The 12533-nt window shown below is 38.7% G+C and carries 14 protein-coding genes and 2 pseudogenes; 11 read left to right on the forward strand and 5 right to left on the reverse strand.

Features of this window, described 5'->3' with window-relative positions; translation table 11 throughout:
• The coding region (locus tag CHB62_RS11545; RefSeq protein WP_141240427.1) for an HNH endonuclease family protein at window positions 1-875 on the forward strand (875 nt) is incomplete at its 5' end.
• A gap of 11 nt (window positions 876-886) precedes the next feature.
• Entirely contained in the window at window positions 887-1378 is a 492-nt protein-coding gene (locus tag CHB62_RS11550) for a YqhA family protein (RefSeq protein ID WP_240616230.1), read from the forward strand.
• On the opposite strand, the pseudogene CHB62_RS15525 reads toward CHB62_RS11550, so the two are convergent.
• The 5 genes and pseudogenes from CHB62_RS15525 to CHB62_RS11575 form a co-directional block, all read right to left on the reverse strand.
• Window positions 1353-1670: pseudogene (locus CHB62_RS15525) on the reverse strand (IS30 family transposase); the annotation flags it as partial. The gene CHB62_RS11550 and the pseudogene CHB62_RS15525 overlap by 26 nt on opposite strands.
• 257 nt (window positions 1671-1927) lie before the next feature.
• Window positions 1928-2359: an Imm44 family immunity protein gene (locus tag CHB62_RS11560; protein WP_089366976.1), complete on the reverse strand. Its 432-nt coding sequence runs from the start codon at window positions 2357-2359 to the stop codon at window positions 1928-1930.
• Window positions 2360-2657: 298 nt separating this feature from the next.
• Window positions 2658-3344, reverse strand: a complete 687-nt coding sequence (locus CHB62_RS11565) for an ankyrin repeat domain-containing protein (RefSeq protein WP_317042980.1) — start codon at window positions 3342-3344, stop codon at window positions 2658-2660.
• A 104-nt stretch (window positions 3345-3448) separates the two neighbouring features.
• Entirely contained in the window at window positions 3449-3829 is a 381-nt protein-coding gene (locus tag CHB62_RS11570; protein ID WP_089366978.1) for a hypothetical protein, read from the reverse strand.
• 235 nt (window positions 3830-4064) lie between these two features.
• Entirely contained in the window at window positions 4065-4424 is a 360-nt protein-coding gene (locus CHB62_RS11575) for a hypothetical protein (RefSeq protein ID WP_233251260.1), read from the reverse strand.
• Window positions 4425-4798: 374 nt separating this feature from the next.
• Between CHB62_RS11575 and CHB62_RS11580 the strand changes: the two are divergent.
• From CHB62_RS11580 to rplD, 9 genes and pseudogenes are all read left to right on the forward strand, one after another.
• Window positions 4799-5353, forward strand: a pseudogene (locus tag CHB62_RS11580) (IS4 family transposase); the annotation flags it as partial.
• Window positions 5354-6138: 785 nt separating this feature from the next.
• Window positions 6139-6975 carry a sulfite exporter TauE/SafE family protein gene (locus CHB62_RS11585; RefSeq protein ID WP_089366979.1) on the forward strand — a complete coding sequence of 279 codons (837 nt, stop codon included), beginning with the start codon at window positions 6139-6141 and terminating at the stop codon, window positions 6973-6975.
• 1 nt (window position 6976) lies between these two features.
• The gene (locus CHB62_RS11590; protein WP_089366980.1) at window positions 6977-7363 is read left to right on the forward strand and encodes a DUF1634 domain-containing protein; all 387 of its coding nucleotides are present in this window, start codon (window positions 6977-6979) and stop codon (window positions 7361-7363) included.
• A gap of 213 nt (window positions 7364-7576) precedes the next feature.
• Window positions 7577-7960 (forward strand): 30S ribosomal protein S12, encoded by a 384-nt coding sequence (gene rpsL / locus CHB62_RS11595; RefSeq protein WP_089366981.1) that lies wholly within the window; start codon window positions 7577-7579, stop codon window positions 7958-7960.
• 220 nt (window positions 7961-8180) lie between these two features.
• Complete coding sequence (rpsG, locus tag CHB62_RS11600; RefSeq protein WP_008821977.1) at window positions 8181-8657, forward strand: 30S ribosomal protein S7; 477 nt, start codon at window positions 8181-8183, stop codon at window positions 8655-8657.
• Between the two features lie 28 nt (window positions 8658-8685).
• On the forward strand, window positions 8686-10803 hold the full coding sequence (gene fusA / locus CHB62_RS11605; protein ID WP_009012398.1) for an elongation factor G: 2118 nt from the start codon (window positions 8686-8688) through the stop codon (window positions 10801-10803).
• 87 nt (window positions 10804-10890) lie between these two features.
• Window positions 10891-11196: a 30S ribosomal protein S10 gene (gene rpsJ, locus CHB62_RS11610; RefSeq protein WP_004352787.1), complete on the forward strand. Its 306-nt coding sequence runs from the start codon at window positions 10891-10893 to the stop codon at window positions 11194-11196.
• A 71-nt stretch (window positions 11197-11267) separates the two neighbouring features.
• The gene (rplC, locus tag CHB62_RS11615; protein ID WP_009012399.1) at window positions 11268-11882 is read left to right on the forward strand and encodes a 50S ribosomal protein L3; all 615 of its coding nucleotides are present in this window, start codon (window positions 11268-11270) and stop codon (window positions 11880-11882) included.
• Complete coding sequence (gene rplD, locus CHB62_RS11620; protein WP_004383901.1) at window positions 11882-12511, forward strand: 50S ribosomal protein L4; 630 nt, start codon at window positions 11882-11884, stop codon at window positions 12509-12511. The genes rplC and rplD overlap by 1 nt, the downstream gene beginning before the upstream one ends.
• Window positions 12512-12533: the final 22 nt, after the last annotated feature.

Genomic DNA, 12533 nt, shown 5'->3' on the forward strand with positions numbered 1-12533 from the left:
TAAAAGTTTATCGAAACTCTTTGGACGACATAGGCTCAACAGACTTTGTAAACAAAGAATTAGGCAAAGCCGATAGTTGTATATCATTCATTAGAGAATTTACGCAGCTACTATCGTCTTGTTTTAGTCAAATAAGCAACTTTTTAGATGAAACAAAGAAAAATATCACTTATCATGCTTTGCTAATTGCAGCAGATCGAAGTATTATGTTCCCTTTTGTTATCAAAGCATTGTTAAAAGGAATGCCTCAAAAAGAACTAGAAGAATTAGCAAGAGCATTAGAACAAATATTCCTCCGTCATCGGATTATAGGTACACGAGCTAATCTTTTGTGGCGTTTAACTGAATGTTATAAGAATATGGATAATAGTGCTAAAACAGTAGTCAATCACATCCAATGGATGAAGAGTAGAAAAGACTGGTGGGGCTATTGGAATAATGATGAATTATTACGTACTCTAAATATGGGAATGAACCACAATACAGCCAAAATACTCTTATGGAAATATGAAAATCACCTTATTCAATGTGGGAAAGCAGGATATAAGATGTTGAGATATGACGACATTGAGCAACCTCATCTTGAACATATCGCGCCACAAACAGAAAACAAAGAACCGAATAATGGATATTGCTCTTATGATGAGGACTTCTATAATCGTTATTTGGAATGTTTGGGAAACTACTTGCTACTGTCTGGTAGCCATAACATATCATTAAGCAATGAAAGATTCCAGAAAAAGCGAGAAAGTTATACATACTTGCGGCAGCAAAGGGAAGTTTTAGGAATGACGGAAAAAGACCTAATTTGGGATAAAGATAAAATTCATCTACGTCATTCAAAGATCGTTGATTACTTAATACAAACACTTTAAAGACAATATTTATGAGTAACAAAATTGAAAAGACTATAGAGTGGTGCATATATCAAAGCCGATGGCTTCAAGTTCCTGTTTATATCGGTATGTGCGTAGTGATGGGAATGTATTCATACGTCTTTTGTAAAGATGTCATACATAGCCTTATGAATATTGAGACATTCACAGAAGAAACTATGCTTATGCTCGCTATAGGGATTGTGGATGTTTCAATGGTTCTGAATTTAATCATCGTATGTGTAATTGGAGGATATTGGTCGTTTGTTAGCAGACTGGAAATCATAGAGAAAGACAAGGATAGTAATCAGTTTAGTTATCTTGGTAAGATAAATCCAAATGCATTAAAACACAAATTGATGATTTCGCTTATCAGTATTTCTGAAAGTTGGCATTACCTTATCTTTGATTTAAAAGGAGAATATGTAATCAATCCTGATTCCTTAAAATTGGGTTTTTGTGATAAGAATATAAGTTGTCCTTACGTATCATACGGTATATGAGCTCATGGCTAATATACTTGCCGTCCTTGACCAATACACCAGATATTTGTTCTGGAGACCATTGCTCGGTAATAAGAAGGCGTTTCGCCTCTTCCATGCCATTCTTGTCGACTGAACGATTGCGTGGCTTTCTGCGCCTTATTTGTACTGCATTTGCTTGAGCAGTTTCCCAATTATAGTGTCTTCTGACTCCACTATTATGTCTTTTCTCGCGAGACACTGTACTTGCACTTACATTTATCGCCTTGGTTATCTCTTTTTGTTTCGTTCTATTTTGGAGTAGCACAGAAATTGTGCACCTTTGTTCCGAGGTTAATTATTTGTACATTGCAATGTAAAATTAATTAATCTTTGGGAGACGGAGGTCTCTTTTTTTATGCATTGCTCATTGATTTTCCACTCATGGGAGCTGCTCACCCCCAAGCCCCTCAGTGTTTTCAGGTATGGATCATTAAGCTACACCAGCACTTGGGGTTGCGGTTCCATGTTGAACTTGCGTGTTTACTCGTGGTAAATAGGGAAGAATGTATCAGTTCTATCACTTTCTTGTTAGGTAAATTCTAATTCCCAGTTAATAGTATCGCTAAACCATCCATTTTCTTCTCCTAACATTACAACGTAATCTTTAAAGGACTCATTATCAAAGTCAGGATTATTCTCTTTGAAGGTTTTATTTGTAAGTCCCTTGTCTAACCATAGAAGAAACACTTTCCCCAGTTCGAACTTTTGTTCTACTTTATATTTTGTCTCATAGTCTTCAACAGAAACACAGAAATCTATTGTTAAATAATTGTCGGATTTCGTATAGCGAACAAAGGATTTCCTCCCGTAAGACTCTGGTAAACAGCGAATGGCAATGCCAATACTGATATCATACTTGTCGTATTTCTGGTTTACCTTATCCGTCAGTAAATCCCTTAAAGCTGTTCCCAGTTCGGAAACATTGGCACCAGCAGTATCTGTTACAATCGAAAAATCCATACACATTGAATGTTTAATTTATTACCAGCATATAAGCGACCTTCCCATACCAAACAACCTTTTAATGTCTAAATCTTAAGGACGAAATAGTCTTTCTACTAATGTGGGTATGAAGCACTTTTATGTGGAACCAATAGTTATCTAATATTTGGGTATATACTTAATTGTAAGCATCCTATATTAGCCGCCTTCCACTCTATCCAATAGGCTCTACAAGTTTGCCAACCTATAAGGGATATTTGAAATTAGAAGGTAGGAATCAAATTCTCGCTTAATCACTGAGATAGAACATTGCTGCCTATCGCGATCTTTCCAATAGTTTTATCATTTCAACATTCTTATGACGACGAGCAATGAATAGAGGTGATATTCCGCTCTTATCTCTCACCTTTGTTCTTGCCCCATACTTCAATAAGACTTTCACCATGTTTATATTATTCTTGTCTACTGCAATTATTAGAGGATAAGTTATATAGTCTCCACCAAGGTTACCCAAGCCATTTGCCTTTGCTCCATATTGTAAAAGAAGACAAGCAACTGGAAAGTTGTTCGTATTGCAACTCATTGCTAAAGGACAAAGTCCATCCTCATTATAAGCCTCGTTGGGGTTGGCGCCTAATGACAAAAACAACTTTACCAGTTCACAGTTTCCCTTATCTACTGCTATATACAGAGCATCATAGCAATACATATCATCAGAATATACACATTCTGTGTTGGCCTTCATTCCTATGAGTCTTTGAATAAAACGCTTGTTTTGATAAAGACAAGCATAACCTAACAAGGTATAGGAATGGTCAGTATCTGTGTGACACAAGGAGTCAATATTCTTTATATGTTTAACGTTGTTTTCAAAGTCAGATAGATTGCCTTCTTTTATTGCCTTCATGGTTAGATAATAATGGTCATAAAGACGTTTTTCTTGACAGTAACCACTACCTAATACCCCAAATAGGCACACAAATAAAATAGTTATTCTTTTCATATTCATTCTTATTGATTAATTCCAACATGGATTGCTGGTTCATTTTTTATGCTATAATACTACTTCTAAACCTACTTTATCTTTGATATATAACAAATTAGGACTCACAGGAACCGTTCGTTCATATTTATATGACATATCTGTATAATCTCAGAATAGTGCTCTTCATTTTGTTGAGGTTTGTTTTTAATGCTTCTCTGAAACACTTTATTTAATAGTATTGTCTGATAATAGTTGTTCTCAGTACTCATTTCAGAAAAGGTAAAACGAGGAGTAGATATTCCTGAATGATATAACTCATCCGCCAAATGATTTAATTTATCTATATCATTATTAAACCATTTATACTTGTCTTCCGAAATAGAATAATACCTTTCATACCAAGCAATCCAAGTAATTGTTTTGGCTAAAATATAATGTTTGAGTTCTGGATAGTAACCAACTTTGTAGTACCTATCCCTATTTACTTTAATTTCTTGTAACATGTATATCTAAAATTGTTGTAGTAGAGGCGAGACCCATAGTCTTCGTACTGTCCTAACTGACAGAAAGGAATGAAATCACAGATACCCTTATGGTTACTGAGGTCAGTATGGATATCGTGATCAGCTTATTGAATAATGTTGCCATACCAGTCATAAACATATTCACCGTTTGTCATGCAATCATACTGACTAACCTGTTCTAAATTAGTTATCTGTTTTCATTTATCATCGTTTGTCATTCTCTCTGTTGATAATGTTCCTTAATATCAACATCATTAGACTGCTCACAATATTTCTGTAACTCTTGAGACAAATTCTTATTTAAACAAATCGCAACTTTACATCCTTTATCTCCTTTGTCATATATAAGCTGCATAAGTTCTTCATTTAAGTTCTCACACTCTGCGATTTCTGACATTATACTATAGGCTAAGTCATTTGGTAAAGATGTTATTAATCTTCTTACAACAAAATCAAAATCTTGTTGCCTTATATTAAGTGACAGAGTGATATTATTTGAACTGTCCCAAATATCACTTAATCTCTTGAAATCACATATAATCTTCGTTTTATCTATATGAAGTACTTTCATCATTTATATTTTTTCAGAGAATTTTTGCCTAACTTATCAACTTGAGTTTCATTATGAACTTTAGAAACATTACAGTTTATCTATAGATAGTTTATTATCAAGAGTATGAGTATGGGAAGAAATAAGGTAAAGAGTCTACATCATTCGCATGAACTTGAATTTTATAGCCTTCTATCTTAAAAGTTCATACTCCTTGCATATTAACTTTCTTATAACAATCCACATGCACATCCATACGGCGAATTCTCTCTCAGCAAGCTAATTACTAAAGTTTCCCACCCTAATAGATAGATAGAAAAATAACAGTTTGTCGAATTTTCTTTGTAAATTAGTAATCGCAAAACAACTGATTTCAAAGACAAAACAACAAAACTGTTATGGAAGCAAAAATAGAGAAAATAAGTGAGTTATCCAAACTTTTGAGTGTTAAAACACAAATGAGTGATGATTTATTTCTTCTTTTTGGCAAGTTTGGCATCGGACACCTGTTATCTCGCTTGTCATTGGAGAAACATGACGGGGTTTCCGCTTCGGAGTTGTTCCTTTCTCTTTGCCTCTTCCGCATTGTGGGTGAGAGCATCCACAGCATATGCAAACGTAAGATATATGAGCTTTCAAATCATGGTAAGAACAGTTTCTATCGGATGATGATTCGTCCGCAGATGGATTGGACGCGCTTGATGAACCACTTTGCCCTGTGTTATATGTGTCTCTTGCGTAAGTATGGCGAAGCTCCTCAAACCAATACTACGACATGTTTCATTATAGATGATACTGTGCTTGAGAAGAGTGGTGTGAGAGTGGAGGGTCTCAGTCTTGTTTTTGACCATGTAAAAGGTAGGTGCGTATTGGGTTACAAACTGCTGCTTTGTGCCTTCTTTGACGGCAAGACAACCATGCCTTTTGATTGGCTCTATAACGAATCGTGTGGGTAATTATAGAAATCTTAGATAATAAAAACATAATCGCTTAGAGTTCGCTAGTTTCACATTATATATATGGTAGACCTTTTAAATTATTTGAAAGCCCCTCATGTAAAAGAAAGTCCCTTTATGTCTCGTTCTAAGAAGAATAAGATAAAACCTGTTTCTCCATCTCGCATCGTTCATTCTGTTACTTTGTCTATTAACTTCTGGCTAAGAGTTCTTGTTTAGTCTTTGCAATATCCGGTCTCAGTAAACTTTGATTAATATTGTCATAGTAAGGTAGTTCAGATAAAATCAAGTTTGCTGTCATTTCTGTCATGCAATCCATTTACTTAACTCGTTAGTCTTCAGTGAAGTAACACAAAGTGTTAAATATGACAGCAACTAGAAATGAAATTTATTCTTGTATCATGTGTAATATTTCACCTCGTTTAGGAAGAAACATTATGACTCCATAATTTGTAAGAACGCTATATCCGTAAGAACGAATCATGCTATATTCTGTTACAAGATTAAGGGACGTCTTCAGGTTGAGAGTTAAAAAGGATTCTCTGTGTTGGTGGATGTAGAGTGGGGAAGACACAGAACAGAATAGGAAATTTTACAATATGTTATAAATAACTTGTTCACTAAAGATAAAAAAGGGATAATCGTATTTCTCTCAGAAAGTTAAGTTTATATTAATTAGTAGCGATTAGCAGAATAGAGTTATTAATAATATATGATTTTTTGATGGGCGCTCTTTATTTTCAGACTAATTACTTACTTTTGCAAACAAAAAAAATATCTCAATGAGTATTATTGTATTTACTATTCTATTATTATTAGGTGCCTATTGTGCTGGTTTGTTAGGTTCCTTGACAGGTTTAGGAGGAGGAGTAATAGTTATTCCTCTGCTCACTTTAGTTTTCGGTATCGATTTCCATTATGCTATTGGAGCAGCTTTAGTAGCATCCATTGCAACCTCTTCAGGTTCGGCCAGTGCTTATGTAAAAGAAGGGATGACCAATATCCGGTTAGGAATGTTTCTTGAGATAGCAACAAGTATTGGTGCCGTTATAGGAGCTGCAGTTGCTTTGTGGATGCCCACCAATGGTATAGCTATCGTTTTCGGCGCAGTTCTCCTTCTCACAATAGTCTTACAATTTCGTCAGAAAGCCGATTACGTCAATGTAAAAGGTAGTCGGTTAGCGATGAAACTGAAGCTTTTTGGCTCCTATCCTACGAAAGAAGGTAGGTCGCAAAAATATGAGCTAACCAACGTGTCGGGCGGCTTTTCTGTGATGGTACTTGCTGGAGCCTTGTCAGGACTATTAGGAATTGGTAGTGGAGCGTTGAAGGTGTTGGCAATGGACGGATATATGAAAGTCCCATTTAAGGTCAGTACCACTACGAGTAATTTCATGATAGGTGTGACAGCTGTAACCTCCGCCGTCGTTTATCTACAGCGTGGTTATATAGAGCCAGGTCTTGCCTTCCCAATAATGGTAGGTGTGTTAGCAGGTGCAATGAGTGGAGCAAAGTTACTGAAACACTTAGATGTAAAAGTGTTGAGAAAGATATTTGCTGTAGCCATACTGCTGGCTGCATTAAACATGATATATAATGGTATAATAGGAAAGTTCTAATATGGAAGAAAATACAAACACTAAGAATGATATGAATACTCTGATAGGTAACACCTTGCGTATTGGAGTCTTTACGGCATGTATTATAGCCTTGATAGGCGGTATCTGGTATGTTGTAAGTACTTTGGGATCAGCATTACCAGATTATAAGGTTTTCTATAAAGGAGATGAAAGTTATACAACCTTTGAAGGCATCTTCAAGTCGGTATTTGCGATGTCAGCTACTGGTTGGGTACAATTAGGCGTAGTCGTTCTCATGCTCACACCAGTAATGCGTGTTGTATTATCTTTGGTAGATTTCAGCATTCAACGTGACTGGCTTTATGTCGTCATAACGGGGATAGTTCTCCTCATAATTGTCATGAACTCGCTTGTTGGAGTGGGATGAGTAATGTTAAATAATAAGTAAAAAGTTATTTATTGTTAACAAAAGTGTTTTGCGAGCTTATTATCTTTCTTATTATTAGGTCGTTTGAGGGAATATTTGTACCTTTGCAACCCGAAACAACAGTGTGAATTATAGGCTTTTGGGTTATATCGCACTTGTTTGTAATGGATTGAAAATAAACAAAATAAATATATAACAATAAAAAGTAAAATTATGCCTACTATTTCACAATTAGTAAGAAAAGGCAGAAAGGACATCGTAGACAAGAGCAAGTCTCCGGCTTTGGACAACTGTCCACAGCGTCGTGGCGTTTGTGTTCGTGTTTACACAACAACTCCTAAGAAGCCTAATTCGGCAATGCGTAAGGTTGCCCGTGTTCGTTTGACCAATCAGAAGGAAGTTAACTCTTACATCCCGGGAGAGGGTCACAACTTGCAGGAGCACAGTATTGTTCTCGTTCGTGGTGGTCGTGTAAAGGACCTTCCTGGTGTACGTTATCATATTGTTCGTGGTACTCTTGATACCGCTGGTGTTGCTAATCGTACACAGCGTCGTTCTAAGTACGGTGCTAAGCGTCCAAAGACAGCTAAGAAGTAATATCTGCGTTGTGCAAAGGCAACAAAGAAACTTCAATCCATAAAGCCGAGGTGCAACGGCCGGTGATGGTCGATGCTCCAAGGCTCTTTCAAAAAGAACAAACTAAAAACAAACAGTTTTGCTGGAGATTTGTAATCACAAAGGTTGAGTAAATACCCAAGAGAGGGTGTTGAAGAACGAAAGACGACAGCCTCCGCAGAATTAAAGTTTAAAATAAAAAATGAGAAAAGCAAAACCAAAGAAGCGTGTAATCCTTCCAGATCCAAAGTTCAACGATCAGAAGGTATCAAAGTTCGTAAATCATTTGATGTATGATGGTAAGAAGAATACCTCATACGAAATCTTCTATGCAGCCCTCGATATCGTAGGTGGTAAGATGAAGGATGAAGAGAAGTCTCCACTTGAGGTGTGGAAGCAGGCTCTTGACAACATCACTCCACAGGTAGAGGTGAAGAGCCGTCGTATCGGTGGTGCTACTTTCCAGGTACCAACAGAGATTCGTCCTGATCGTAAGGAAAGTGTGTCTATGAAGAATATGATTGCTTTCGCACGTAAGCGTGGTGGTAAGAGCATGGCTGACAAGCTCGCATCAGAGATTATGGATGCTTTCAATAACCAGGGTGGTGCTTACAAGCGTAAGGAAGATATGCACCGCATGGCTGAGGCTAACCGTGCATTTGCTCACTTCAGATTCTAATCAAGTTATTATAATAAGGTAAAAGGAAATGGCAAATCACGATTTACATTTGACTCGTAATATCGGTATTATGGCACACATCGATGCCGGTAAGACGACAACATCTGAACGTATTCTTTTTTATACAGGTAAGACTCACAAGATTGGTGAGGTGCATGATGGTGCTGCTACCATGGACTGGATGGCACAGGAGCAGGAGCGTGGTATCACTATCACATCAGCTGCAACAACATGTAACTGGAACTACCTTGGCAAGTCTTATAAGATTAACTTGATTGATACTCCGGGACACGTTGACTTTACTGCTGAGGTAGAACGTTCACTTCGTGTTCTTGATGGTGCAGTTGCTACTTATTCTGCAGCTGATGGTGTACAGCCACAGTCAGAGACTGTATGGCGCCAGGCTGATAAGTACAATGTTCCACGTATTGGTTATGTAAACAAGATGGACCGCTCTGGTGCTGATTTCTACGAGACAGTACAGCAGATGAAGGATATTCTTGGTGCTAACCCAATCGCAATTCAGATTCCTATCGGTGCTGAGGAGAATTTTAAGGGTGTTATAGATCTCATCAAGATGAAGGCTATCTTGTGGCACGATGAGACTATGGGTGCTGAATACGACATCGAAGAAATTCCAGCTGATCTCGCTGATGAGGCTGCAGAGTGGCGTGAGAAGTTGCTCGAGGGTGCAGCTAACTACGATGATGAGTTGATGGAGATGTATCTTGAAGGTCAGGATATTCCAGAGGATAAACTTATTGCAGCTATTCGTAAGGGTTGTATCTCAATGGAATGCTGCCCAATGCTCCTCGGTTCTTCTTACAAGAACAAGGGTGTACAGCCACTTCTCGACTACGTTTGTGCTTTCTTGCCTTCACCATTGGATACACCAGCTATTGTAGGTGTTAATCCAGACACAGAAGAAGAAGAGTCTCGTAAGCCAAGTGAGAATGAGCCTACTGCAGCTTTGGCATTTAAGATTGCTACCGATCCTTTCATGGGCCGTTTGGTGTTCTTCCGTGTCTACTCAGGTAAGGTTTCTGCTGGATCTTATGTTTTCAATACACGTTCTGGTAAGAAGGAGCGTATCAGCCGTCTGTTCCAGATGAACTCTAATAAGGAAATCCCTATGGAGTCAATCGACGCAGGTGATATCGGTGCTGGTGTAGGTTTCAAGGATATTCGTACTGGTGATACCCTCTGTGATGAGAATGCACCAATCATCCTTGAGTCTATCACATTCCCTGATACTGTAATCTCTATTGCAGTTGAGCCAAAGAGCCAGGCAGACGTTGCTAAGCTCGATAATGGTCTTGCTAAGCTTGCAGAGGAGGATCCAACATTCACCGTTCGTACTGACGAGCAGAGTGGTCAGACTATTATCTCTGGTATGGGTGAGCTTCACCTTGATATTATCATCGACCGTTTGAAGCGTGAGTTCAAGGTAGAGTGTAATCAGGGTAAGCCACAGGTTAACTATAAAGAGGCTATCACAAAGGCTGCACAGAGCCGTGAGACTTATAAGAAGCAGTCTGGTGGTCGTGGTAAGTTTGCTTGCATCGACGTAACAATCGAGCCAAAAGATGAGGATTACGAAGAGGGCGACTTGCAGTTTATCAATGTCGTTAAGGGTGGTAACGTACCTAAGGAGTTTATTCCATCTGTAGAGAAGGGTTTCAAAGACTGTCTCAATAGTGGTGTACTCGGTGGTTTCCCATTGACAGGTCTTAAGGTTACTTTGACTGATGGTTCTTTCCACCCAGTTGACTCTGATCAGTTGTCATTCGAACTCGTTGCTCATCAAGCATTCAAGGTTCTTTGTCCTAAGGCTGGTCCTGTTCTTATGGAGCCTATCATGAAGGTAGAGGTTGTTACTCCAGAGGAGAACATGGGTGATGTTATCGGTGACTTGAACAAGCGTCGTGGTCTCGTACAGGGTATGGAAGAAGCTCGTAGCGGTGCTCGTATCGTTAAGGCTATGGTTCCATTGGCAGAGATGTTCGGTTACGTAACTGCTCTCCGTACAATTACCTCTGGTCGTGCTACTTCTTCTATGGAGTATGATCACCACTCACCAGTATCAAGTTCTCTTGCAAAGGAGATTCTTGATGAGTTGAAGGGTAATTCAGACCTCGTTAAGTAAAGAATATAAGGAAATGCTCTCTCATAGCGAATGACTCTTATGAGGGAGCAACCTTTATGTATATTAATAATAAATAATAAATTACACATGAGTCAGAAGATTCGTATTAAGCTGAAGTCTTACGACCACCAGTTGGTTGACAAGTCAGCAGAGAAGATTGTGAAGGCTGTAAAGGCAACAGGTGCTATTGTTAGCGGTCCTATTCCATTGCCAACACACAAGCGTATTTACACTGTAAATCGCTCTACATTCGTTAACAAGAAGTCACGTGAGCAGTTCCAGCTCTCAGATTTCAAGCGTCTCATTGATATTTATAGCTCTACAGCAAAGACTGTTGACGCTTTGATGAAGCTTGAGTTGCCTTCAGGTGTTGAGGTTGAAATCAAGGTGTAGTCATCTGTTGACAATAAGAAACAAATTAATACAAAAAAGCATTTACATTCATTTTAAAATCATTAATTGAAATGCCAGGATTATTAGGAAAGAAAATCGGAATGACATCCGTTTTCAGTGCCGACGGTAAGAATGTTCCGTGCACTGTTATCGAAGCTGGTCCTTGTGTTGTAACCCAGGTTAAAACTGTAGAAAAGGATGGTTACAAGGCTGTTCAGTTAGGTTTCGGCGAGGCTAAGGAGAAGAGAACTTCTAAGCCACAGCAGGGACACTTTAAGAAAGCCGGCACAACACCAAAGAAGCACTTGGCCGAGTTCAAGTTTGACGAGGAATATAACCTCGGTGACACTATTACTGTTGAATTGTTCAACAATGCTAAGTTCGTGGACGTTGTAGGTACATCTAAGGGTAAAGGTTTCCAGGGTGTTGTTAAGCGTCACGGATTCGGTGGTGTAGGTCAGTCTACTCACGGTCAGGATGACCGCGCACGTAAGCCGGGTTCTATTGGTGCTTGTTCTTACCCAGCTAAGGTCTTCAAGGGCATGCGCATGGGCGGCCAGATGGGAGGCGACAGAGTAACAACTCAGAACCTTCAGGTGTTAAAGGTTATTCCAGAGCACAATCTAATCCTTGTTAAGGGTAGTGTTGCTGGATGTAATGGTTCAACCGTAATAATTAAGAAGTAATGGATATTAACGTATTAGATATCAAAGGTCAGGAGACCGGCCGTAAGGTAACTCTTAACGAGAATATCTTCGGAATTGAGCCTAACGATCACGTCCTCTATCTCGCAGTTAAGCAGTATCTCGCTGATCAGCGTCAGGGTACAGCTAAGTCAAAGGAAAGAAGTGAGCACGCTGGTTCTACTCGTAAGTTGGGTCGTCAGAAGGGCGGCGGCGGTGCTCGTCGTGGTGATATCAATTCTCCAGTCCTCGTAGGTGGTGGTCGTGTATTCGGTCCTAAGCCACGCGATTACAGCTTCAAGCTGAATAAGAAGGTAAAGGTTCTTGCTCGTAAGTCTGCATTGGCTTATAAGGCACAGGACAATGCTATTGTTGTAGTAGAAGATTTCAATCTTGACGCTCCAAAGACTAAAGATTTCGTAAACATTGCAAAAAATCTTAAAGTTGATAGCAAGAAAGTCCTTCTTGTTTTGCCAGAAGTAGAGAAAAACGTATATTTGTCAGCTCGTAATCTGCAGAAGGCTGAGGTTATGACTGCTTCACAGGTAAATTCATACAAAGTTTTGAATGCTGATGTAGTAGTTATCACAGAAAACTCTCTGAAGGTTATTGACGAAATCTTAACCAAGTAATAATTAGGAGACAAGAATAATT

It is taken from the genome of Prevotella jejuni, from assembly GCF_900187995.1.
GTDB classification, from domain to species: Bacteria; Bacteroidota; Bacteroidia; order Bacteroidales; family Bacteroidaceae; genus Prevotella; species Prevotella jejuni.

Bases quoted from the DNA above. Each gene is read 5' to 3' on its own strand.
- fusA (WP_009012398.1), top strand. From the start codon at position 8,686: ATGGCAAATCACGATTTACATTTGACTCGTAATATCGGTATTATGGCA.
- rpsJ (WP_004352787.1), top strand. From the start codon at position 10,891: ATGAGTCAGAAGATTCGTATTAAGCTGAAGTCTTACGACCACCAGTTG.
- rpsL (WP_089366981.1), top strand. From the start codon at position 7,577: ATGCCTACTATTTCACAATTAGTAAGAAAAGGCAGAAAGGACATCGTA.
- CHB62_RS11550 (WP_240616230.1), top strand. From the start codon at position 887: ATGAGTAACAAAATTGAAAAGACTATAGAGTGGTGCATATATCAAAGC.
- CHB62_RS11590 (WP_089366980.1), top strand. From the start codon at position 6,977: ATGGAAGAAAATACAAACACTAAGAATGATATGAATACTCTGATAGGT.
- CHB62_RS11575 (WP_233251260.1), bottom strand. From the start codon at position 4,424: ATGATGAAAGTACTTCATATAGATAAAACGAAGATTATATGTGATTTC.
- CHB62_RS11560 (WP_089366976.1), bottom strand. From the start codon at position 2,359: ATGGATTTTTCGATTGTAACAGATACTGCTGGTGCCAATGTTTCCGAA.
- rplD (WP_004383901.1), top strand. From the start codon at position 11,882: ATGGATATTAACGTATTAGATATCAAAGGTCAGGAGACCGGCCGTAAG.
- CHB62_RS11565 (WP_317042980.1), bottom strand. From the start codon at position 3,344: ATGAAAAGAATAACTATTTTATTTGTGTGCCTATTTGGGGTATTAGGT.
- rpsG (WP_008821977.1), top strand. From the start codon at position 8,181: ATGAGAAAAGCAAAACCAAAGAAGCGTGTAATCCTTCCAGATCCAAAG.
- CHB62_RS11585 (WP_089366979.1), top strand. From the start codon at position 6,139: ATGAGTATTATTGTATTTACTATTCTATTATTATTAGGTGCCTATTGT.
- CHB62_RS11570 (WP_089366978.1), bottom strand. From the start codon at position 3,829: ATGTTACAAGAAATTAAAGTAAATAGGGATAGGTACTACAAAGTTGGT.
- rplC (WP_009012399.1), top strand. From the start codon at position 11,268: ATGCCAGGATTATTAGGAAAGAAAATCGGAATGACATCCGTTTTCAGT.